Raw genomic sequence first — 23,659 nt, 5'->3', positions numbered from 1 at the left:
GTTAGTTTGCTGGGTAAATGCCATGTGATCTTTCTTATTCGATGTTGTCAGTAAACTTGCTTAAAATTTTTTAAGCTCAATCAACTATGGATAGAACAATGAAAACAAAATTATCTATTATTACACTTGCGCTTGTTCCTTGTTTGGCTGCTGCGCAACTACCTGAAACAAGTATTAAACAATCAGTAACTGCAAGCAGTGATTCACTTATTGTTAAATACAAAAAAAATGTGTCAGCTAAAATGCGTAAGCAAGCTCGTTCGTTAGTGAGAGCTAAAATCTCTGACATGAACAGCGATGAGGTTGATGATAACTATAAGTCTTTACTTTCAGGCCGCTTAGCTAAATTTAAAGTAACGGGTATGAGTACTAAAGAGGCAATAAAACGCCTTAAAACTCATCAGGCTATTGAATATGTTGAACCAGACTACCGTGTAAGTATTGCCACTACGCCAAATGATCCGCGTTTTGGTGACCTATGGGGTTTAAATAACGAAGGTCAAACCGGTGGTGTAGCTGACGCCGATATTGATGCACCTGAAGCGTGGTCAATTTCTACGGGTAGTAGAGATGTGGTTGTTGGTGTGATCGATACCGGTGTTGACTATAATCATGCCGATCTTTTAGCTAATGCTTGGGTAAACCCGGGTGAGATTGCTGGCGATGGAATTGATAACGACGGTAACGGTTATGTTGATGATGTTCATGGCATCAATGCAATTACTAACTCAGGCAACCCAATGGACGATCAAGGGCATGGTACGCATGTTTCAGGAACCATTGGTGCAAGTGGCAACAATAACGAAGGTATTGTGGGTGTAAACCATGATGTATCTATCGCTGGTTGTAAATTTTTAGATGCTTCAGGTAGTGGTTCAACGTCAGATGCCATTAAATGTATTGACTACATGGTTGGTCTTAAAAACTCAGGTGTTAACCTTCGCGTACTAAATAATAGTTGGGGTGGAGGCGGTTATAGCCAAGCTTTAGCCGATGCAATAACGGCCAGTGAAGACGCAGACATTTTATTCGTAGCAGCAGCAGGGAATGACGCAGTAGATAACGATGTAAACCCGCACTACCCATCTAACTACGAAAACGACAGTGTACTATCAATCGCAAGTACAGATAGCAGTGATAATATGTCTGGTTTTTCGCAGTGGGGCCTAGAAAGTGTTGATATGGGCGCGCCGGGTAGCGCTATTCTTTCAACTATTCCAGGTGGCGGTTACGCTACTTATTCTGGCACTTCAATGGCAACACCACATGTTGCAGGTGTGGCTGCTCTTGTTCTTTCAGTAAACCCAGATTTAACAACAGTAGAGTTAAAAGAGCTGCTAATGAGCAGCGGCGATGCTAATACTGCTTTAACAGGTAAAACAGTTGCAGGTACGCGTTTAAATGCAAACCAGGCATTATTAGATGCTGATCCTACACCTGGCTTTAAATTATCGGTTACTCCTACAACTCAGCAAGCAACCGTAGGCGATACAGTTACCTACACGTTTGAGATTGGTTCGATTGCGCAATGGGATGGCGATGTAGCGCTTTCGCTTAGTTCTAGTTTAGAGGGGGCTTCACTTAGTGCTTCTACGGCACGCCCAGGTGATGAGGTTGTTTTAACTGTAAATACGTTTGATGACACGCCTTGGGGTAATTATGATTTTACGGTTGAGGCAAGTACAGATCAGCAGTTAAAAACACAAACTGTGTCATTAATGCTACAGCCTGCAGGCTTAAACGATTTTACATATAGCAGTGATGATAACGTATCTATTCCAGATAACGATCCACAAGGTGCAAGCTCTGTAATTACTGTTGCTGATGATTTAACTATTTTTGGCACTTCTGCCGATGTAAATATTACACACACTTGGTCTGGTGACTTGGTATTAACGTTAACATCGGCTCAAGGTTCAGAAGTTACGTTACAAAGTAACCAAGGTGGCAGTGACGACGATATTGTTAAAACATTTACATCAAGTGCCTTCAACAGTGAAGTTGCAACTGGTGATTGGACGTTACACGTTGTAGATACAGCGGGTGCTGATGTTGGTAACATCAATGGTTGGTCTCTTACATTTAGTGCGATTGGAGAAGTTACTCCACAGCCACCACAAGCGAGCTTTGACACTGAAATAGAAGGCTTAACGGCCATGTTTACAGATGCAAGTACTGATGCCAACAACGATATTACACAGTGGAGCTGGAGCTTTGGTGATGGGGCAACATCGTCTGATCAAAATCCAACTCATGTGTACGCAGGCTCTGGCAGCTACAACGTTGAATTAACCGTAACAGACAGCGAAGGTAATACTAGCACGTCAATGCAAACGGTTGTTGTCAGCGATGTAGATATTGAGCTTACATTAAAACGCGCTAATAAATCACGCTTGGGTACTATGCGTGTAGATCTTAGCTGGGACACAGTGGGAGCTGAATCGATGAACGTTTACCGTAATGGTGAACTAATTGATACTACGTCGGATAACGGCCGCTACCGTGATTATGAGCGTGGTGCTTCACTATCAAGCTACGATTACCAATTGTGTGTTTCTGAAAACGTATGTTCTAACATCGTAACAGTAACATTTAATTAAGTAACACCCCCTTAGAGTAACCAAAGCCCAGCTATGCTGGGCTTTTTTGTTTTAAGTTACTAAAGTGTAATTTTAAATAGACTACATCTAGGCTTTTTTATAGGGGTGGGTTTTAAGCCAGTGCTCGGCGATTTGCTCGCGCGTGGCAAACCACACTTGCTCATGCGATTTAGCATACTCTAAAAACCGTGCGAGGGCTTTAATGCGCCCTGGGCGGCCAATTAAGCGGCAATGCAGCCCTATCGACATCATTTTTGGGGCGTTTTCACCTTGTGGGTCGCCTTCTTCATAAAGCGTATCAAAGGCATCTTTTAAGTAATTATAAAATTGATCGCCGGCATTAAAGCCTTGCACCGCAGCAAAGCGCATGTCGTTTACATCAAGGGTGTAGGGCACTATTAACTGTGGCTTACCTTCTTTAATACTGTAAAAGGGTAAATCGTCGCTGTAATCGTCGGCGTCATATAAAAACGAGCCATTTTCTACCACAAGGGCTGCAGTATTTGGGCTTGTGCGCCCGGTATACCAGCCTTTTGGCTTTTTACCTGTGAGTGTTTGAATGATCTCAATGGTTTTTTGCATGTGCTCGCGCTCGGTTTGCTTATCTATATGTTGATAATTAATCCAGCGCAGGCCGTGGCTTGCTATTTCGTGCCCTGCATCTACAAAGGCTTTAGCTATATCGGGGTGGCGCTCAAGGGCCATTGCCACAGCAAAAATAGTGACAGGTATATCGTATTTTTTAAAGAGTTTAAGTAAACGCCATACACCTGCTCGCGAGCCATATTCGTAAATGGACTCCATGCTTATATGGCGGTCTTCTACATGCGGGGCACTGACTATTTCGGATAAAAATGTTTCGGCCGCTGCATCACCATGGAGTACACAGTTTTCGCCGCCTTCTTCGTAATTTAATACCACTTGCAGAGCAATGCGGGCTTTATTGGGCCAATTTGCATGGGGCACCTGTGAGCCATAACCAACTAAATCGCGCGGGTAGTGTTTAAATTGCTCGCTCATGTTATTGCTCCTTTTTAATTGCTGTGAGCCAAGAGCCTAGTGTTTCTCGCTCTGCATCAGTCATTTTGGTCATATTTGCCAATGGCATGTCTTTGGTTATAACCGCGCGGGTATGAATAAGCGTGCTGGCTTTTTTTACATCATTAATAGAGTCGAGCTTAAAGCCAAGCGGCGCTGTTTGAAAAAGCTTTGATGTAGGTGTTTCACTGTGGCACTGTGTGCAGTGCTTGCTGATTATATCCCACGCTTGAGTGTCGGTAATGCTGGCTTGTAAAGGCGCGCTTTCGCTTGTATTTGTTGGGCTGCTAGGCCATGGAGCTATAGCCAGCATGAGGGCAAAAAAAGCGGCAATACCACTTATAAGTACCGAAGGTTTATTAATACCTTGGTGCTTTAAGTTAAAGTAATGGCGTATCCACATGCCAATACCAAATAGCGCAATTAATATAAGCCAGCCAACGCTGTGGCTGTAGGTATATGGAAAGTGGTTGCTTAGCATAATAAATACCACAGGTAACGTGGCGTAGTTATTATGAATAGAGCACAGCTTTGCTTTTAAACCCGGTGCTGAATCAGGAATACGGCCAGCTTCTACTTCGCTTACCATGTAGCGCTGCCCTGGCATAATAATGTGGTACACATTGCCAACCATACACGTGCCAATAAGGGCACCTACGTGAATATACACAGCGCGGTCACTAAATAGCTGGTCAACCCCGTAAGTCCAAAGGGCCAATAGGCCAATAACCACAGCAATAAACGCGTTGCCGTTTTCAACCAGCGGGGTTTTACATAATAATCGATAAACACCATAACCTAAGCCAATAAAGCCAAGCGATGCACTAATAGCTGCAAATTTACTTAGCTCACTTTTACTGTTATCGATTAGGTAAACATCGGCGCCAACATAAAAAAGTAGACTAAATAATAAAATACCGGTGATCCACGTTGTGTAGGCTTCCCATTTAAACCAATGCAGAGTGTGGGGCATTTCTTCAGGGCCATTTTGATACTTAGCCACTTCGTAAAAGCCACCGCCGTGCACGGCCCATAAATCGCCTTTTATGCCTTTGTCTTGTTTCCATTGTGGCGGGGTTTGTAAGTTATTATCAAGCCACGCAAAATAAAACGACGCGCCAATCCACGCAATGCCAGCAATTACATGAAAAAAACGAAGCACTAAATGAACAAGCTCAAATAAATAGTTTTCCATTAGGTTAAGCCTCTTCTAACTGCGGTGTGTGGGTGGCTGTAAACTGTTTTTTATCATCGCGTTTATAAACGCTTTTACCCATAATGTAGGTTTGTTCAATACAGCGATCATCGCCTAGCATCATCATGGCAAAAAGTTGCTCGTGTAGTGTTTTAGCATGGCCAATTCTAAATTTTAAAAATGAAGTAGCCGCGTAATCCATGACTATAAAGTCGGCTTCACAACCGATTGCAAAATTTCCTATGGTGCCTTCTAAATCCAGCGCCCGTGCGCCGCCAAGCGTCGCTAAATATAGGCCTTTAAAAGCCGAGAACTTTTGACCTTGAAGCTGTTGAATTTTGTACGCTTCATTACCTGTTTGTAGCATAGAAAAACTTGTGCCTGCGCCAACATCGGTGCCCATACCTACGTTTATTCCGTGCTCTTCACAGGCTTTTAAATTTAATAAGCCAGAGCCTAAAAATAAGTTAGAAGTAGGGCAGTGCGAAATAGCCGCGTTGTTATCTGCAAGGCAGCAAAGCTCGCGCTCAGATAAATGAATACTATGAGCAAATACCGAGCGTTTACGTACCATTTTAGCTTGCTCGTAAACACTCAAGTAATCATCAGCGCCCGGGAATAACCCTTTTACCCATTCGCACTCGTCTTTGTTTTCAGATAAGTGCGTATGTAGGTAAGTGTCGGGGTATTCTTCTAATAGTTGAGTGCATTTTTGTAGTTGCTCAGGGGTTGATGTAGGCGCAAAACGTGGTGTTACCGCATAGCTTAACCTATCAACATTGTGCCATTTTTCTATGAGTGCTTTTGATTGATCGTAACTGGTTTGCGCGCAATCAGATAAATCGTCAGGGCAGTTTCTGTCCATCATCACCTTACCGGCAATCATGCGTAAATTACGTTTTTGAGATTCGCTAAAAAAGGCATCCACCGATTGCGGGTGCACCGTGCCAAATACCAATGCAGTGGTGGTGCCGTTTCGTAATAACTCATCTAAAAAGCGGTTTGAAACCTCACTTGAGTACACTTCACTGGCAAACTTTTTTTCGGTTGGGAAGGCGTATTCGGTAAGCCAACTTAAAAGCTGCTCGCCATACGCGCCGACCATTTCGGTTTGCGGCAAATGTATGTGCGTGTCTATCATGCCGGGCATTACCAATTTGCCATCGTGGCGAATAAGAGTGGCTGACTTATCAATGCTTGGCAGTATGTCTTGCTCGTAACCAAGGTTAACCACTTTACCGTTTTGAATAACTAACGCGCCTTTTTCAAAATAGCGATGGGCGGTGTCGCCCGCTATGGCTGGGTCGTCAACAAAGTCGAGTATGTTGGCACAAATTACGGTTAATTTATTATTGTTTTGCGTGCTCATTGTTAGCTGCCTCTGTACGTTGAGTAGCCAAATGGGCTAAGCAATAATGGGATGTGATGATGTTTTTGATCTTGTAATCTAAAGGTTATTTGCGCTTCTGGGTAAAACGCTGGGGTAGGTTGGTTTTCATAATAGCTATCTAAATCAAATACTAACTTATAGGTGGCAAACTCTACGTTTTTATTTAGCCAGTCGGTAATACGCCCGTCGCTATTTGTTTTACCTTGGGCAATTAATTCCCACTTGTTATTAGTGTATACAAACAATTGTACAGCTACATCGGCTGCAGGTTTGCCTGTGCTGGTATCGAGTATATGGGTAGTAATAGGGCTTTTGTTCATACTTTTATTCATATCAGGGACTCCAATCTTATTTTTGTTATTTTGGCTTGTTCGCCTGCGGCTATATTGAGCTCTGTGCTGCGGGTGTTGTGTATACGCTGCTCAATAAGTTCAAGCATTTGCTCAGCACTTTTGCCGCTGGCACACACAATAAATATAAAGCCAAATTTACTGAGGTATTCTTTATTTAGCGCAATCATTTTTTTAAGGGTTTGCTCGTTTGCTTTGCTCATTCCTGATTGTTCGTGCCCCGCTTTTTGTGCAGTAGCTGCGTACTTTTTACTTAATGTTGATAAATCGCCTATTTGCGGGTGGCCTTCAAAAGCGGCTAAATAGTCGCTCTCACCTAGGCTATCCCATACGCTTTGCGCGCTCTGAAAAAGCTGCTCTTTATTTTTAAATGGCATGGTATTTAGCATACCGCTCACCCAATTAGGGGCGGCGCAACAATGCTCTAATGCTTGGTACGCTTGCGCTTCATTTAGGTTATTAATTTTTAAGCGACTCATGCGTTTTCTTCCTCTTGCGCGGTGCTAATTAGAGCATTTTTAAGTGCACGCCATTGCACACTTTGGCGTTTTGGCGCATGGGTTTGCATAGCTTGATAAAGGCCAATTAACTGCCCACTAATTGATATTGCCACTTCCATAGGGAGCTTGCCCGTTACATTTTCAAGCCCAACAGGGCAGGTCATTTGCTTTATTTGCTCGGTGGTAAAATCGCGATGAGCTAAGCGCTGCTTAAAGCGTTTTGCTTTGGTATCTGAGCCAATTACGCCAAGCCAATTGGCATCAGCGCGTTTAATAATGGCTTGTGTGAGTGCAAAGTCGAGCTGGTGGTTATGGGTTAATATTAAGTAATTATTAGCTTTGGGCGCGCGTTTAACTTGCTCTGTTGGCTCTTCATCAACCACTTTTATAACGTTATTAGGAATGTTCTGTGGGAATACATCGGCGCGGCTATCTATCCAACGTATACGCATAGGCAGCTGTGCCAATATACCAATAAGCGCTTGTGCTACATGGCCTGCGCCGTATATGTCGAGGGTAAAGCGCTCGCATTGCATGCACTCAAGCATCACGGTGGCAGCTCCGCCGCAGCATTGGCCTAAATTTGCGCCTAGGTTAAACTGCTCTATCACTTGCGCCGCCTCACCTTTGGCAAGCAGTTCGCGGGCTTTTTCTATTACTACGTATTCAAGGTGACCACCGCCAAGGGTGTCGTAAATATGCTCGCCGCTTATTACCATTTTAGAGCCTGTGCCACGAGGGGTTGAGCCATTGGTTCCAAGCACTGTCGCAATAACATAGTTAGTGCCGCTTTGTTCGTGCTCGTTTATAGCTTGCGCCCAGTTTTGAGTATGAAAACCCTGAAACGACTCATTTAAATTAGCCATGTTGCTGCTCCTCAAACCAGCTAGCGGTTTGCACAATTGCGTTTAATACACGCTCAGGTGTTGCAGGCGTATCGAGTGGGGCGGTGTACTTGTAATCAGCCACACTGCTTATCGCATTACGAATCGCACTCCACACACTAAAGGCCAACATAAACGGCGGCTCGCCAACTGCTTTTGACCTAAATACGGTGGTTTCTGGGTTGGCAGAGTTATATAAATTGACGTTAAATTCGGCAGGGGTATCGCCAATAGCCGGAATTTTATAGTTAGCGGGGCCAAAGCTTGCAAGCTGGCCTTTATCATTCCATTGTAAGTCTTCGGTGGTAAGCCAGCCCATACCTTGCACAAAGGCACCTTCAATTTGGCCTATATCAAGTGCTGGGTTAATTGAGCTGCCCACATCGTGCAGAATATCTACACGCGTTACGGTGTTTTCGCCTGTTAGCGTATCGATTTCTACTTCACTGAGTGCTACGCCGTGAGCGTAGTAAAAAAATGGGCGGCCTTCGCCTTTCGCTCTGTCGTAATGTATTTTAGGCGTGGCGTAATAACCCGTTGATGAAAGCGATATACGGTTCATGTAAGCAAGGTTTGCAAGTTCGCTAAAGCTAATTTCACCTTTGTTAAAGGTAATTAGGTTATCTTTAAATACAACACTTTGGCTGTCTACTTCAAAGTGCTCGCTTATAAAGTTTATTAAGCGTTCTTTTATGGTGTTTACGGCGTTTAGCGCTGCCATGCCGTTTAGGTCAGTCCCGCTTGAGGCGGCGGTTGGCGAGGTGTTGGGTACCTTGTCGGTACGGGTAGCACTAATACTTACCGCGTTAAAATCGACCCCAAAGCCATGGGCCACAATTTGCGCAATTTTGGTGTTTAGTCCTTGGCCCATTTCGGTGCCGCCGTGGTTTAAATGTATAGAACCATCGCTGTATACATGTACTAATGCACCAGCTTGATTTAAATGCTGTACCGTAAACGAAATACCGTATTTAACCGGCGTCATCGATAGCCCTTTTTTAATAATAGGGGATGTGGCATTAAACTTTTTAATTGCAGTTTTACGCGCCCAGTAGTCACCCGACTCCTCAAGCTGGGTTATCATATCTTTTAAAATATGTTGCTCTACGGTTTGATGATACGGCGTGGTGTCGCGGCCTTTTTTGTATAAATTAAGTTTTCGGATCTCAAGAGGATCTTTACCTAATTTGGCTGCTATATCGTCCATTATTAGCTCGCCCATAATCATGCCTTGCGGGCCACCAAATCCTCTAAATGCAGTATGGCTTACGGTATTTACTTTACAGCGATTACCCTTAATTGTGGCGGCTGGGTAGTAATAGGCGTTATCGGCATGAAACATGGCGCGGTCTACAATTGCATCTGATAAATCTGGGGAGTAGCCACAAAATCCGTTTACGGTAATGTCGGCACCTTCTATTAAACCATTTTCGTCAAAACCAACATGATAGTGATTATAAAACGGGTGGCGCTTACCGGTTAATTTAAAATCGTCGCTACGGGCTAGGCGCATTTTAACTGCGCAGCCAAGGTAGTAAACTGCAAGCGCTGCAAGGCAAGCCCACGGTGCGCCTTGAGTTTCTTTACCGCCAAAGGCACCGCCCATACGGCGGGTTTCTACGTTTACAAAGCTAAATGGCTTTTTTAAAATTTTAGCAACTAAGTGCTGCACCTCTGTTGGGTGCTGCGTAGAACATTGCACATGGATCCCGCCGTCGTTATCGGGCTGAGCAAGTGCTATTTGTCCCTCAAGGTAAAAGTGTTCTTGCCCACCTATGTGTATTTCGCCTTTGAGCTTGTGGGCTGCTTTATTTATGGCTTGTTCGCTATTTCCGCGGTTAAGTGAATGGGGCGGCCTTACCCAATGCTCTTTTTTTATGGCTTCTTTAATATCGAGTATGGGTGTGGTTTGCTCGCACTCTATAACCACTAAGCGAGCAGCGCGGCGAGCAATGGCGTAGCTGTCGGCAACGACTACCAGCACAGGTTGCCCGTGGTATTGAATTTCGTGATTGGTCAGCAGTACATCACCTGGAAATATAGGGCCAATATCAAGCTTACCGGGTACATCATCGGCCGATAAAATACGTATAACACCTGCCACTTCAAGCGCTTTACTTGTATCAATTGATGTAATAAAGCCGCTAGTAATAGGCGCAAGCACAGGGTAGGCGTGTAAGCAGCCATGGGGCTCTGGGTTATCGTCGGCGTAGTTTGCATTGCCACATACTTGTTTAATTGCGCTTTCGTGGTACTTAGATTGGCCAACGCTTCCGCCTTGGGCTTTTAGTTTATCCATTTCAAAGTGACGCATGTGAAATCCTCGTAATGGCAATGTTGTTATTATTTTTATTGCTACTAGGCTGTGCACCGCAAAACTCAATACCAATACGTTGTAGCAAGTTTTTGCTTACCGTAGTGCGATAATGTGCGCTGCTACGTACGTCGCTCATGGGGGTAAAGTCATCATTTATAGCATTAGCGGCATCTATAAACGTGCTTACTTGTAAGGGCTGAGCATTAAGCTTTTGCTCTATGTGTGCGGCGCGTTTGGGGATTGCAGCCATACCGCCCATGGCGCAGCGGGCATTGCTAATTACACCTTGTGCTTGCTCAATAGCCAGTACTAAACACACGGTAGATATATCATCTTCAAAGCGTTTTGAAATTTTATGGCACGCAAGCTTTAACGAGTCTGAGCGTTTTGGCACTGTAATTTTGCTAATTACTTCATCGCTTTTAATGACTGTTTTTTTGTAATCAACAAAGTAGTCGGCCACGTTTATAGTGCGTATGCCTGCTACGCTTAATAAATCCATAGTGGCATTAAGTGCAATTAATAATGGGGCTGGATCGCCAATAGGAGAGGCATTTCCTATGCTGCCACCTAAGGTGCCACTGTTACGTACTTGGTTAGAGCCAAGGCGTTCAAACAGCTCTTTGGACTCAGGGTAGTAACTGTAAAAAGCGTCTACAAACTGGCTGTAAGGGAGTGCTGCACCAATATGTAGCTCGCCGTTGTTATCGCTTAATGTGCACAGCTCTTTAGCTTGGCTTAGGGATATTATTACATCGGGTAATAACATATTTTGGCTAAGCTCAATGGCAAAGTCAGTGCCACCAGCAACCAAGTGTGCATGCGGGTAAAGCGCTTTTAGTTCAACAAGCTGCTTAGCATTTTGTGGCAAGTAGAATTTGCGAGGGCCATTTTTTAAAAATGGAACATCGTCATCATATTGCGTATTAAGTGAGGCTTTAAACTGAGCTGCCATGGCTGAGTAAGGCTCATTTTTGCGCTCGTAGCTATAAGCTTTTTCTACCGCTAGTAAAATAGGGCTGTAGCCGGTACAGCGGCACAAGTTGCCTCCTAAAGCATGAATAGCGGCTTTTTTACCTGGGTAACTCGGATTATTAATATAAAGCGCCAACATGCTCATTATTATACCTGGGGTACAAAAACCACACTGTGAACCATGGCACTCTACTAATGCGCGTTGTACTGGGTGTAAGTCATCAAGGGTTGGGTAAAGCCCCGTTGTTACAGCCTCTACAGTTACTATGTGTTTTGCGTGTGCATTGCCTAATAAAAGCAGGCAGCTGTTCATGGTTTGGTAGTGCCAAACTGGGTTACCGTTTGAGTTTGTTTTTTCTTCGCCGACTAAAATTGTGCACGCGCCGCAATCGCCTGTAGCACACCCTTCTTTGGTGCCCACTTTCCCTTTTTTGGTGCGTAGCCAGTCCAAAATGGTGAGACTTGGCGAACATTCTTGTACTTCTATTGGCGTGTCATTTAATAAAAACTGAATCACACAGACCCCCTTAGCTTTTTAACACCTTGTTTTTAATAAGGTTTATTGTCTGCCTTTTCGTATTGTTATTGCGCAAATAAGAAAAAAGCTGTTTTATTATAATGAGTACTTTGCAGTTAACATGCCAAATCTGACCGATCGGTTAGCTTTTTGCTTTTTAACAGGGGGAATAAGGATTAAAGAGAAGTTTATAAAGTTATAAAAAGGTTTTAAGTTGCTTATTTTAATTGCTTTTATTTGGTTTTTATTGAGTGGCTAAGTTTTAATTTGTTATTTTTTGCATGACTTTTTAATCACTTTTATGTGTTAACTTGACCAATAGGATATGTTTTCTCTTGTAAGCTATGTGCTTTTAAAAAGTGCATTTATATAACTATTTAAAATTACATAAGCGAGGATTCTTTTAACTAGTTTGAATGCTTTTTAGGAAAAAAGAGGTCTTAGTTAGCCATTACAGATTTAATAGGCACATAATGAACTTAACACACACAAATAACGCACTGATCACTTTACTTGCTCTTAGTTTTGGATTGCTTGGCGTATCGTTTGCTTTGGGTGCAAACCCAAATGCACTTGTAGCAACATTTGAATTTTATGGGTTCAATACTTCACTAAATAATAAAATGATAGGCTTGCTAACCGGAAGCACTATGATTGCATTAGCACTTGCCACTCTAGCCGCGCATTTAAAATTAATAAAGCCTACACCAGCATTGGTTCTCGCGTTAATTGTTAGCATAGTGCCTTTACTTACTTTATTAGCCAGCAATCGTTGGATGGCCCAGTTAGGCGGCTTTCCAATTATTGGCAGTGGGCAAGGCATTATTAAATACTTTGCAGTCATCCCTTTGTATTTATTTTTGTTTTATAAAAATAAGCTTACAGACAAACAACACGTACTTTTAAACTTTATGCCGATTGCTATGGTTTTACTGTGGATTGGTGGCATGAAGTTTTATGAGTTTGAAGCAAAAGCCATTGTAAGCCTAGTAGAAACCTCACCGTTTATGTCGTGGTTATACACAGTCTTTAGTGTACAAGGCGCATCAAACGTAATTGGTGGGTTTGATGTATTATTTGCAGTGCTACTTGGCATAGGCATTTTACTTAACAATAAAAAGCTTATTATTGTTAGTGGCTTAGCGTGTTTAAGTGTGTTTTTAATGACCCAAACATTTTTAATTACCGCTACAGGAGCATTGAGCTCAAGCACATTATTAGAGCGTTTAGGGCAATTTGTAATTAAAGACTTATGGTATGTAGGCAACTTAGTTGTTATTGCCACTTTAATGCTATTTAAACCAGCTAAATAAAGAGAACTGTATGATCAGTTGCCACCAATACGACTACATCGAAACTGCCTGTATGCACCATTTAAGCATTGAGCTTATATTAAAAAATGGCGATGTTGTGTGTGGCGTAGCAACTGATACAAAACGCAATGCAAATAAAGACGAATGCATAGTTGTTAACGTAAACAGCGAGCTGCAACTTATTGTACTTACTACAATTAGTGTACTTAAAGCATGTGAGACAAATCCTTACTTTGACCACGTGAACTTTGATGTAAAGTAAATACCTTACCTATTCGTTTTATCATAAATACCTCAGCGAGCCTGTATCATCAATATGATAAGGCTCGCTTATCTAGCCAATGCTTCAACTCATACGTGCTAAATATACAAAGCCAAAATTTCCCTTTAGAATGAACTGTTCACATAAACAGCTATTTTGACTTTGTCCGATAACATTATTAAAAGTCGTTTTGGTGCAAAGTAACAAAGGCTTTTTCGCTGCATGCCTAATTGCTTGTTTACATTGCAGTTATTTAGTGGAATTATTGGGCGATGTAATATGCGCCGTTTTGGGATGTTATAACCCCTCAAAGTGGTGTTCAATAATATGTTATACGTACAAGGAGGTTTAGTGAATAAATTAATTTATGTGGTATTTATCTTTCTTTTGAGCGGCTGTGCTTCCACTGAAAATGAAAGTCTTGGTTACAACGGCAAAAAAAAATCATCCTCTGAATCCCCAGGAGCTTTGAAAACATTAGAGAACCTTAAAAGTAATCCTGACGCTACATTTAGAAATGCAAATGGCTGGACAATTATAAATATTGATAACGGTTTAGAAAAATCAATATACTCGTTTACGCCTGAATCCCATGCTGCATACCCAGCTATAGTAAAAAGAGAAATAATAGAAAAAGATGGCTCTATTCATATAGAAATGACTGCAAAGTGTGGAGCAACAAAAGATGTTTGTGATGAGCTCGTCCAACAGTTTGTAGCTCTAAACAATAAAATAAGACAGTCTTATCAATAGTACGTATAACAAGCCAATCAAGACGGGACTGCTAACAGTTTGCTCGGTTCCGCTTCGCTTCACATTTTAGCAAACTGTTATCAGCCTCTTATTGGGGCGTTGAGAGGCTGTAGAATTACTCTTTTTAAAGAAAATCGGCCTGTTTTATGGGTTCCAAATGCATTACCTAATGCTTTAAAAGCGCTTAGAGTTAATTCCAGAAGCTCGTTTGTTAATTGAATTTAGCTGTTGGGTTATTCTAGAGTCTCGTTATATTTTATGAGTATGATTAGACTACCGTTTATATTTTTGAGTGTGTTTCTATCTAGTTGTGCTTTATTGAGCAGTGCATCGTTTGAAAGTGATGTTGTCGTTAAAAATGGTAAAATAAAAAGATATGAGCTTATTTTGAAAGGCAAAAGGCCAAATATGGTTCACGACGAATCTCAAATGTTTTGGCCTACTTACCACGATGTGTTTTATAAAATACATATCGATCAATTGTCCGGTGAGCTGACTGAAAATAGTTTTAAGATAACCTATAAAAACAAATTACAAATATTAAAATCTTACTCTGGCTCCATAACACTTAGAGGGAATAACTTAATTGTAAATTTGCGTAATTGTCCACATCAAGACAGTTGCTTCAATGCTGTATTTAATGGTTCTTATAAATTGAAAAATAAAATATAACAAACCATTTAACCGGGTGAAGATTACCTAGACTTACGGCTACTGCTTGTGCTGTTTAATAGAGGCGTTAGGCAATTAGATCAATAACCTGAGCACTTTGCTCTTAATTAACTATATATATTACAAGGATATTTAATGAAATCATTAGTACTCGCAATAATAACAACGGTATCATTAGCAGGCTGTTCTTCTGTTCCAATGGAATCTAAAGAAACTGAAAATATTGCAAAAGAATTCAATGCTCCATCTAAAGATACAGCTGGAATTTATGTATACCGTAAAGATACTTTTGTCGGAGCAGCTCTAAAAAAAGATGTCTGGATCGAGAAAGAATGTGTTGGCCAAACAGCTAAAGGAGTTTTCTTCTATAAAGAAGTGCCAGGAGATGAAAAACTTGAAATATCAACAGAATCAGAGTTTTCTCCTAATACGTTAACAATTAATGCTAAAAATGGAGAATTGTATTTTGTTGAACAATTTATAAAAATGGGTGCTTTTGTTGGCGGTGCAGATCTTGAGCTAGCAAATACTGATACAGGTAAGTCTGAGGTTCAAAGGCTTGGTATGGCTAAAAGTGGAAATTGCGACTCTAAACTAAAATAACTTCCTCAAAAGATAATTGGACTCTCAACCTCTACATTTAAGTAAAAATTAATCTTGGGGGTTCAATTATGAATAAGTTCAGAATTGCTAATGGCTTATTTTTATTAGATGAAAAGAAGGCGTCCCAGCAAAAAAGACAAATTCAGAACCTGTATGGTAAATTTAGTGACTCATTTTTGTTTGTTATATTAAAGTGGATGTCCAGTTTAGTTGTAATTTTGTGCCGTTTACGGCAAGCGTCATATCCTTTATTTAGAGTAGTTGATGTTAAAGTGTAGTAAGTGCAAAACAAAAAATAGTTTTAAAACTGACTTTTGGATGTCAAAAATCGATATGGTGGGATTTCTTTTTCTTAGCATTTGTTTATCTATTCCAATAGGTTTCTTGGCTTTTTTAGCTGAAGAGTCACAAGGTTTTGCTTACTTTGTAGCTTTTTTTACATTTTTTATTGCGGTAATTGGTAAGCACTACAAGGTTGTGGCACTTTTATTTGTTGAGTTGTGTATAGATTCAGCACTCTACGAAAGTGGTGCTTATGAATTTAGTTTTATGGTGGCAACAGCGTTTGTTCTTACGTTTATAAAAATTGGAAGTAAAGTGTATGGCTTCTTTTTTCAGTGCGTTAACTATAAGTTCGAATTAGATATCACCTGTGGTAAGTGTAAGAAAGTTTATAAGCAATTAAAATTACCGCAGCAGGCATAGTCAGCATATATCAAGCGCATTAAAAATGGCGTTAAACGCTCTTTTGAGGCTCATTCTCTGCTAATTATAGCCAAGTATTCCCCGCATTATATGCGGGCGTTAGCAACCATCAATCTTAGTAAGGAGCCAACATTTGAAAAAAGTTATACTCGCTGTTGCAGTTTTAATGTCGAGCATTTCACATGCATCGGAAAATGCGAAAAGTTTTTTTGATGAATATATGAAACTAGGTAGTAATTTTGACGTGAAAGTTGCTTCTTTATATTCAAACGATGGCAAAATTCAATCCTATCGCGTTTACCCGCATGGTGCGGAGCGTCAAATGGAAATTACGGGTGAACAGTGGAAGGTGCTTGTCCAACGTGTAATGCCATTGGCAAAAATGAAAAATGACAAAAGCACATTCAAAAACATAACAATAAAGTCTGAAGGCAATAGCTATAAGATCAAGGCACACCGATATTCTGAAAATAAATGTTACACCGATAAAGGCTATTATATGCTTCTAAAAAGAACGGAGATGGGGCAGCTGGAAATTGTGGAAGAATACATGGAAACACAGCCGCAATCTGATTGCTAACAAGCGGATTAAGTAAAGCGACTAATTTAGTTATGTTTAGCTAAATATAACTATAAGCTATCATCTGGCTCTTTGCGGGCATCAAAATTGTAGAAAAACTTTTTGAAAAAAGCCGTTTATTTATGGTTTTCAAAGGCAACACATTGTGTTTAAGGTACTGAGAGTTAATTACATAAACTCATTATTAGATTGAATTTGACTGTTAGCGCTATTCTACTACCTAATTATATTACTAAAGGATTATTGTGAAATACTCTAGGGTTTTACTCTTTTCAGCCGGCTTGTATCTATTACTAGTTGCTTTATCAACAATAGCCACAGAGATTGTTGGTTTTGATGAAATGATTCAAAGTACACCATACGCTTCTACCCATTACGCCATCGGGTTTGTAACCTCTTTAATCGTTTATTGTTACTTGGGGTACAAGCAAAGAGTGAGTCCCTATAAACAAGCCTTTTTAGTTGCGGCTGTTTATTGGTTTATTAACTTAAGTGTCGGTGCCTTACTCTATATATTGTTAGAAATAACAATGGAGCCTTTAATGTATTTAATTTCAGCTTTGCTGCATGTTATTGCAGTTTTATTAGGGACTCTACTTGGTATTAAATTACGTTATAAAATAAGGTTGGATGTGAATGCAACATGACAAATAGCAAAAGAGGGTGTTGCCGTAAATACGCCGTTTAAATATGCAGTAACATTAAAGTTTAATATACAAAAGCAGGTACTTTAGTTCCTATAACTGCTTTAACTCACCTTGCTGGTATGCGAGTAAAACCTCACAAAGTTAATCGTTAAATAGAACAATACTTACATTTAACCTCTGCATTATTTATTAGTTCACTCTTTTTGTAAGGTTTGAGTAAAAAGCACAAGCGCGCTGTACATCACACATAGAGCTTTTGTTACATCGCTGTCGATAACGGCTTCTGCTGGGTGATGGCTTATGCCGCCAGGGCTGCGTATAAAGAGCATACCAACAGGGCAAATAGGGGCTATGGCCATTGCATCGTGCCCTGCGCCTGAGGCAAGAGAAGGTGAAGCTTGGTTATTAAGTTTGCATGCGCTTGAAAATGAATGCTGAATGTGAGTATCGCACGCTACGGCGTCGGCCGCATGTGTCCACTGCCAATCGAGCGTTAAATTACGCGATGTTGCAATTTGATCTGCGCGTGTGCGAATTGCACTAAGTAATATGGCTAGGTCGTCATCGTTTTGAGCGCGTGCATCTAGGCTAATGGTGGTTTTACCGGCAATAACATTTGTAGCGCCTGGGCGTGCTTGAATTTGGCCAACGGTGGCTACTTCGCCATTACTCGCATTTTTTGCTAGTTGCTCTATAGCAAGCGTCAATTCGGCGCAGCCTGCTAACGAATCCTGACGTAAATTCATAGGCGTGGTACCAGCATGGCCGCTTTGACCTGTTAGGGTGATCATAGCGCGCTTTGCTCCTGCAATGGCAGTGACAATGCCTAACGCCTGATTTATCGACTCAAGCACGGGGCCTTGCTCTATGTGGGTTTCCCAGTAACCAAGTAACTCGTTTTTATTAAGTGCTGCTTTTGCATAGTTTGCAGGGTTTAAACCAAAATCCAGCATAGCTTGGCGCATGGTAATGCCGTTACTATCTTGTATATTTAACCATTGCGGGTCAAACTCGTTTGCCAGTGCTTTTGAGCCAATTAATGTGGTGGCAAAGCGAGTGCCTTCTTCATCACAAAAACCCACAACATCTAAATGAAACGGTAAATCAAGCTTAAGTGTATGCGCAAGGGCGGCTATTTCAATACCGAGTAATACTCCTAAAATGCCATCAAATGCACCGGCATTGGGTACGGTGTCTAGGTGTGAGCCTATAATTAAGCGTTTAGCGTTTGGGTTAGATGACGCTAAACGCCCCCATAAATTGCCTACTTCGTCTTGCCACGATTGCATGCCCGCCTCAGCCATCCACGCGGCAGTAACGCTATTACACTCTTTGTGCTCTTTAGATAAATACACGCGGTGAATGCCGCCTTGCATTTGCGATAGGCCACTGAGTGTTTTACAACGCGCTAAGGCGCGCGCAGCATAGGTGTTAGCTAGCTCATTATTTAATAATGGCGCTAAAGAGGGGCTTGCAGTCGTCATGCTAAATCCTTTTTATTATTTATAATGAGCAAGGGCGGCAATAGCGGCTTCGCCTTTAGGGCCTTTATAGCCGTTGGCATGTAAGCAGGCATCTAGGCTTGCCAATGTTTGTAATACGGCATCTTTACGTGCGTTGTAACCCATGGTACCAATACGCCAAATTTTGCCATGCAGTGGCCCAAACGAGGTGCCAATTTCAATACCAAAGTCGGTTAGCATTTGTCCGCGTACATGGTCGGCGTTAATACCTTCGGGAATATACACACCCACTACGTTGTTCATCTTATTACTTATGTCGCCAAATACGTTTAAGCCCAGTGCTTGAATACCCGTTAGCATGGCATCGCCGTGTAACTTGTGGCGGGCAACGCAGTTATCTACGCCTTCTTCAATAACAATGCGGGCGCATTCTGATGCGCAATACAGCATGCTGGTGGCTTCGGTGTGGTGGTTAAGGCGCTCCTCCCCCCAGTAATTCATGATCATACCTAGGTCAAAGTAGTTTGAACGCACATAGGGCTCGGTACCGTCTGTATGCTGTGCGGTACGAATACCCGCTTCTACTTTTTTACGTTTTTGGATCCAATCGGCGCATTTGTCGCTCAGTGTTAATGGCGCGGAGCCAGACGGTCCGCCTAAACATTTTTGTAAACCCACCGAAAGCGCATCGAGTTTCCACTCATCGGCGGGTAAATCGTTACCTACAATTGAGGCGGTGGCATCGCAGTAAAATAATACATCGTGCTTTTGGCAAATATCGCCTATGTGTTCAAGCGGTTGGTTCATGGTTGTTGAAGTATCGCCTTGCACCATGGCAAGTACATGGGGTTTTACGTCAACAATGGCTTTTTCTATTTGTTCTGGGGTAAATACTTCGCCCCACGGTACTTCTATGGTGTGCACTTTTGCGCCAACGCGCTCGGCTATTTCAGCAAGCAAGTGGCCAAAGCGGCCCATAATTGGCACAAGCACTTTATCGCCTGGGCGTAAAATAGAGCATAAAACGGCTTCTATTCCTGCGCGTGATGTACCGTCAACTAACAGGGTCCATTCATTTTTGGTTTTAAATATTTCGCGATAGCGGGCCATGGTTTCGTTCATAAAACCGGTCATTACTGGGTCGTATTGGCCAATTAGCTGCGCCGACATAGCACGCAGTACACGTGGATCTGCGTTAATTGGGCCTGGCCCCATTAGTAAACGCTGCGGCGGATTTAAGGTTTGAATTTGCGTGTTGCTAAACATGTTTTAGGCTCCCAGAGTCTGAATAAGCATGCGAATACCCGTTATCATTAAGACAACGGCAAAAGCGCGTTTTAATTGTTTTTGATCCAGCTTGCTACCAATTTTTACGCCAATAGGCGCAAACAAAATAGTCAGCGGAATAATAAGAAAAAAGGCAGGGAGGTTAACTAACCCCCACGTACCTAGGGGAGCATCGGTTGGCGTGGTGCCAATACTTAATAAGGTAATTACGCCCGGTAGCGCAATCAATAAGCCAAATACGGCTGCAGTGCCTACGGCAACATGGGCACGTACGTTAAATGCGTTAAGCATGGGCACACCAATTGTGCCGCCGCCTATGCCGATCATGACAGATAAGCCACCGACAATACTTGCCATTATGCCTTGGCCAAATTTACCCGGTAATTGATTTACAAGGGCAGGGGCGCCGGCTCTAAATAACATGTTAAGGCTAACTAAAATAGCAATACAAGCAAACATAAGTACCAGTGCATTACCGCGTATTGAGTGCGCTAAGTAGCTGCCTACAACGGCCATAACTAAAATAAACGGCGCCCAGTATTTAATTAAAGCAAGGTCAATGTTGCCCTTTGCATGGTGCGAGCGAATAGACGAAATAGAAGTAGGCACTATGGTGGCAAGCGATGTAGCCGTGGCTATCATCATGGCCGACTCAGGGCTTACGCCAAAACCTTGCAATAAAAAGTACAGCACAGGCACAATGACTATACCGCCGCCAACACCAAATAGGCCTGCTAAAATACCTGCAAAAATGCCGGTTGCTATTAAGGCCGCAATAATGGGCCATTGATTCATTATTTCTGTCATGTGTGTTCCTACTGCGTTGATGAAACAGTTGCACGGCCATCAGAGCGAGGGTCCGTTGCAGCTTCAAGGGTTGTGGGTGTATCTAAAATTGCACCTGCATGGCCCATCATTTCGTTGTTGTTTTCAACGCTTACCCAATCGTGGCCGCGTTGATTTAACTCATCTTTTATTTGCAAAGCGAGGCTGCGCTCTATTTTTAAGTTAGTGCTTGTATCGCCCCATGTGCGGCCAAGTAACCAGCGCGGGTCGCTCACCGCTTGGGTAATTGATTTATTACGCCACGCGTAGCCTGCAAATACAGCGGCTTGAGTTTGAGGCTGGCCTTCACCGCCCATGGTGCCGTAGGCAAGGCGTCTGCCATCTTCAAACTTAGCCATCGCTGGATTAAGTGTATGTGCGGGGCGTTTGTTAGGTGCCAGCGCATTGGTATCTTGGTTGTTTAAGCTAAAGCTTAGCCCGCGGTTATTCCATACAAATCCGCCTTCGCTCATGAGTATTCCGCTGCCAAACTCCCAATAAATACTTTGAATAAAGCTCACCAATTGGCCGTTTTTATCGCGTGCTGCCATCCAAACGGTATCGCCGGGCTCAGTATTGAACGGCCAGTTTTTGGCTTGGCTCATATCAATATTGTTGGCAAGCTCGTTTAGGCGATCATCGGTTAGTGCATTTTTGTAATCATCGCCGAGTGCTTCTGGGTCGGCCCAAAGTGTAGGGCGGTGAGTGAAGCTTTGTTTGGTTGCCTCTACAATTAAGTGGGTCCAGTCGGCTTCGGTGTCGGCGTTGTGTTTTAGTTTATTAACCGCGCCAATTATTTGCAGCGAATGCACCCCTTGTGTAGGTGCCGGTAAGTTATAGCAATTAATACCCGATAAATTAGCGCTCAGTGGGGCAACTACATCGGCTTGTGTATTGGCAATATCGGCTGGAGTAATAATGCTACCAGCGTTTGCTAAATCGGCCGCAAATGAGTCAGCTAAAGGCCCTTCATAAAACGCATTTAAGCCATGTTTTGCCAAATGTTCAAATGTATTGGCTAGTTTTGGGTTTTTAAAGTGTTGCCCTGCTTGTAACGGTTTACCGTTGGGAATGTATAGCGCTTTAAAGGCATCATTGGTATTAGCAACCGTTGCTAGTTTTTCGCAACCTGCTTGAAGGCTTTTTGTAACAGTAAACCCTTCGCGGGCAAGCTTAATAGCGGGGGCTAAAATGGTACTTAATGGCAGGGCTGCGTGCTTATCTACCTCAAGGGCTTTTTGCCAGCCGCGGAGCGTAGCTGCTTGAGTAAGCGCACTTAAACCGCCACGCTCAGGCATTTGGTTGGCATTTTTATAGGCATCTATGTTTTTAGGTGCGCGCCCGCAGGCATCAATTGCTGTGGGGGTATTTTGATTTGGGTTATCAATAAGCCAAAAGCTGTCGCCGCCAATCGAGTTCATATGTGGGTAAACCACGCTAATAGCTGCGGCTGCCGCTACCATGGCCTCAACGGCTGTACCACCTTGTTTTAGTATTAGGGTGCCCGCCTCTGTTGCAGCAAAGTGCGGGGCAGTAAATGCAATGTTGTGTGCGTTCATGTGAGAGTTTCCTGTTTAAAATATGCAGCTAATTGTGTTGTGCAGGCAAGTAGGCTTTTATCGTTGTTATGGCTCATCATGAGTGAAAACCCATAAGGGTGGCCATTATCTAAATTAGCCAATGGTAAGTGAACTTGCGCCGAGCGGCTCAAGCCCGCAATAGCAGATAAAGTTATAATTTGCATGCGCAGTGCGCTTGTGTCGGCGCCCAATTTAGGTGCGGTTGTTGGCGTGGTTGGCAAAAATAAGCAGCTGTTTGAGTTTAAGTTCTTAGCGATTAATGTTTGCCACTGGGTTTGTATAGTAAGTGCTTCTTGTTCTTCTTGGGCAGTGAGTGCCAGTGCCATTTTAAAACGGGCAGCAATTGCCGGAGCAAACTGGGGAGGGTGCCCTGGCAATTGAAGCCAATCTTTATGCGCTTTAGCTATAGCACGACCTTGCAGTATTCTAAAGCTATCGGCAAGTTCGCTTAAAATGCTGCTTTTTGGCAGCGCAAATTCTTTGTGGTGTTTAAAATAAGGTTTGGTTTTTTCTAGTAGTTGCTTAATAGGTGCTTGCAAGTCTGGGCTTACTAGCTGAAATAACGGCTCGCAAATCACCAAGGTATTTACGCTACTCACCGTTTGATTTGGTAGCAATACGTCGCCTACTTGTTCTAATAGTTCTGCGCTTTGGGTAAGCCAACCAATAGTATCATAAGGCGGTGCTAGCGGGATTAGGCCGTCTTTTTCAATCACGTTATGGCTTGGCCTAATACCAAATAAGCCGCAATAACTTGCGGGTATTCTAATTGAGCCTCCGGTATCGGTGCCCAACCCAACGTCAGCTAAATTGCCGGCTACCGCGGCGGCTGAGCCCATACTTGAACCCCCACACGCGTGCCCTTTTAATTTAGGGTTTTGTGCTGCGCCATAATGAATATTATTACCTTCTAAGCTGTAAGCAAGTTCGTCGGTGTGGGTAAAGCCTGTAAAAATACAACCCGCATCCATTAATTTGTTTACGCTACTTGCGGTTTGTTTAGCTGGTGGATGTGTTTTAAACCAGCGTGGGTTACCGGCACTGTTTTTATGCTCTTTAACAGCAAATACATCTTTTACGGCTAGGCGCTTAGTGTTTAGTGTGCCTGTTTGACTTGATTGCCAATTACTCGGTCCATGGTCACAAAATATGCCTGTGTTTTTAGTTTTTGATTGCGTGTTCATTTTGTAACCCATCGAAATA

The 23,659-nt window shown here is 42.5% G+C and carries 22 protein-coding genes; 9 read left to right on the top strand and 13 right to left on the bottom strand.

Translation table 11 applies throughout. The annotated features are described in order from the left end of the window. The first annotated feature begins 98 nt into the window (after nucleotides 1–98). On the top strand, nucleotides 99–2,600 hold the full coding sequence (locus AC27I2_RS09635; RefSeq protein ID WP_487204137.1) for a S8 family serine peptidase: 2,502 nt from the start codon (nucleotides 99–101) through the stop codon (nucleotides 2,598–2,600). 87 nt (nucleotides 2,601–2,687) lie between these two features. Here AC27I2_RS09635 and puuE read toward each other — a convergent pair whose 3' ends face one another. Genes puuE through xdhA form a run of 8 tightly spaced genes read right to left on the bottom strand, consistent with a single transcriptional unit; the run spans nucleotide 2,688 to nucleotide 11,766 of the window. After that, nucleotides 2,688–3,620 carry an allantoinase PuuE gene (gene puuE, locus AC27I2_RS09630; RefSeq protein WP_487204136.1) on the bottom strand — a complete coding sequence of 311 codons (933 nt, stop codon included), beginning with the start codon at nucleotides 3,618–3,620 and terminating at the stop codon, nucleotides 2,688–2,690. A 1-nt stretch (nucleotide 3,621) separates the two neighbouring features. Continuing rightward, entirely contained in the window at nucleotides 3,622–4,833 is a 1,212-nt protein-coding gene (locus AC27I2_RS09625) for a urate hydroxylase PuuD (RefSeq protein ID WP_058404734.1), read from the bottom strand. Between the two features lie 4 nt (nucleotides 4,834–4,837). Then, on the bottom strand, nucleotides 4,838–6,202 hold the full coding sequence (guaD, locus tag AC27I2_RS09620; protein WP_487204135.1) for a guanine deaminase: 1,365 nt from the start codon (nucleotides 6,200–6,202) through the stop codon (nucleotides 4,838–4,840). 2 nt (nucleotides 6,203–6,204) lie between these two features. After that, the gene (uraH, locus tag AC27I2_RS09615) at nucleotides 6,205–6,555 is read right to left on the bottom strand and encodes a hydroxyisourate hydrolase (RefSeq protein WP_487204134.1); all 351 of its coding nucleotides are present in this window, start codon (nucleotides 6,553–6,555) and stop codon (nucleotides 6,205–6,207) included. Continuing rightward, nucleotides 6,552–7,052 (bottom strand): 2-oxo-4-hydroxy-4-carboxy-5-ureidoimidazoline decarboxylase, encoded by a 501-nt coding sequence (uraD, locus tag AC27I2_RS09610; protein WP_487204133.1) that lies wholly within the window; start codon nucleotides 7,050–7,052, stop codon nucleotides 6,552–6,554. Before uraD ends, uraH begins: the two co-directional genes overlap by 4 nt. Next, nucleotides 7,049–7,939, bottom strand: a complete 891-nt coding sequence (xdhC, locus tag AC27I2_RS09605; protein ID WP_487204132.1) for a xanthine dehydrogenase accessory protein XdhC — start codon at nucleotides 7,937–7,939, stop codon at nucleotides 7,049–7,051. Before xdhC ends, uraD begins: the two co-directional genes overlap by 4 nt. Then, complete coding sequence (gene xdhB, locus AC27I2_RS09600; RefSeq protein WP_487204131.1) at nucleotides 7,932–10,271, bottom strand: xanthine dehydrogenase molybdopterin binding subunit; 2,340 nt, start codon at nucleotides 10,269–10,271, stop codon at nucleotides 7,932–7,934. The genes xdhC and xdhB overlap by 8 nt, the downstream gene beginning before the upstream one ends. Further along, nucleotides 10,258–11,766 (bottom strand): xanthine dehydrogenase small subunit, encoded by a 1,509-nt coding sequence (gene xdhA, locus AC27I2_RS09595; protein ID WP_487204130.1) that lies wholly within the window; start codon nucleotides 11,764–11,766, stop codon nucleotides 10,258–10,260. The genes xdhB and xdhA overlap by 14 nt, the downstream gene beginning before the upstream one ends. Before the next feature lie 473 nt (nucleotides 11,767–12,239). On the opposite strand from xdhA, the gene AC27I2_RS09590 reads away from it, so the two are divergent. From AC27I2_RS09590 to AC27I2_RS09555, 8 genes are all read left to right on the top strand, one after another. Further along, the gene (locus AC27I2_RS09590) at nucleotides 12,240–13,079 is read left to right on the top strand and encodes a DUF417 family protein (protein WP_487204129.1); all 840 of its coding nucleotides are present in this window, start codon (nucleotides 12,240–12,242) and stop codon (nucleotides 13,077–13,079) included. Between the two features lie 10 nt (nucleotides 13,080–13,089). Beyond that, nucleotides 13,090–13,341 (top strand): Rho-binding antiterminator, encoded by a 252-nt coding sequence (locus AC27I2_RS09585; protein ID WP_487204128.1) that lies wholly within the window; start codon nucleotides 13,090–13,092, stop codon nucleotides 13,339–13,341. Between the two features lie 351 nt (nucleotides 13,342–13,692). Then, nucleotides 13,693–14,094: a molecular chaperone DnaJ gene (locus AC27I2_RS09580; RefSeq protein WP_487204127.1), complete on the top strand. Its 402-nt coding sequence runs from the start codon at nucleotides 13,693–13,695 to the stop codon at nucleotides 14,092–14,094. Between the two features lie 318 nt (nucleotides 14,095–14,412). Continuing rightward, nucleotides 14,413–14,766, top strand: coding sequence for a hypothetical protein (locus AC27I2_RS09575; protein ID WP_487204126.1), 354 nt, complete (start codon nucleotides 14,413–14,415; stop codon nucleotides 14,764–14,766). A 135-nt stretch (nucleotides 14,767–14,901) separates the two neighbouring features. Continuing rightward, nucleotides 14,902–15,369 carry a DUF2846 domain-containing protein gene (locus tag AC27I2_RS09570; protein WP_487204125.1) on the top strand — a complete coding sequence of 156 codons (468 nt, stop codon included), beginning with the start codon at nucleotides 14,902–14,904 and terminating at the stop codon, nucleotides 15,367–15,369. 318 nt (nucleotides 15,370–15,687) lie between these two features. Further along, a complete protein-coding gene (locus tag AC27I2_RS09565; protein ID WP_487204124.1) occupies nucleotides 15,688–16,074 on the top strand; it encodes a hypothetical protein in 387 nt (128 codons plus the stop codon). 133 nt (nucleotides 16,075–16,207) lie between these two features. Further along, complete coding sequence (locus AC27I2_RS09560) at nucleotides 16,208–16,654, top strand: hypothetical protein (protein ID WP_487204123.1); 447 nt, start codon at nucleotides 16,208–16,210, stop codon at nucleotides 16,652–16,654. Between the two features lie 245 nt (nucleotides 16,655–16,899). After that, complete coding sequence (locus AC27I2_RS09555) at nucleotides 16,900–17,301, top strand: hypothetical protein (RefSeq protein WP_487204122.1); 402 nt, start codon at nucleotides 16,900–16,902, stop codon at nucleotides 17,299–17,301. Between the two features lie 194 nt (nucleotides 17,302–17,495). Here the strand turns inward: AC27I2_RS09555 and AC27I2_RS09550 are convergent, their stop codons facing one another. The 5 genes from AC27I2_RS09550 to AC27I2_RS09530 are packed head-to-tail and all read right to left on the bottom strand — an operon-like array spanning nucleotide 17,496 to nucleotide 23,640. Further along, entirely contained in the window at nucleotides 17,496–18,785 is a 1,290-nt protein-coding gene (locus AC27I2_RS09550; RefSeq protein WP_487204121.1) for an allantoate amidohydrolase, read from the bottom strand. Nucleotides 18,786–18,800: 15 nt separating this feature from the next. Beyond that, on the bottom strand, nucleotides 18,801–20,030 hold the full coding sequence (locus AC27I2_RS09545) for a pyridoxal-phosphate-dependent aminotransferase family protein (RefSeq protein WP_487204120.1): 1,230 nt from the start codon (nucleotides 20,028–20,030) through the stop codon (nucleotides 18,801–18,803). Nucleotides 20,031–20,033: 3 nt separating this feature from the next. Continuing rightward, nucleotides 20,034–20,858: a sulfite exporter TauE/SafE family protein gene (locus tag AC27I2_RS09540; RefSeq protein WP_487204119.1), complete on the bottom strand. Its 825-nt coding sequence runs from the start codon at nucleotides 20,856–20,858 to the stop codon at nucleotides 20,034–20,036. 8 nt (nucleotides 20,859–20,866) lie between these two features. Continuing rightward, entirely contained in the window at nucleotides 20,867–22,435 is a 1,569-nt protein-coding gene (locus AC27I2_RS09535) for a gamma-glutamyltransferase family protein (protein ID WP_487204118.1), read from the bottom strand. Next, a complete protein-coding gene (locus AC27I2_RS09530) occupies nucleotides 22,432–23,640 on the bottom strand; it encodes an amidase family protein (RefSeq protein WP_487204117.1) in 1,209 nt (402 codons plus the stop codon). Before AC27I2_RS09530 ends, AC27I2_RS09535 begins: the two co-directional genes overlap by 4 nt. Nucleotides 23,641–23,659: the final 19 nt, after the last annotated feature.

This window comes from Pseudoalteromonas sp. NH0006-46 (assembly GCF_057547735.1).
This window is presented reverse-complemented; position numbering and strand designations above follow the sequence as displayed.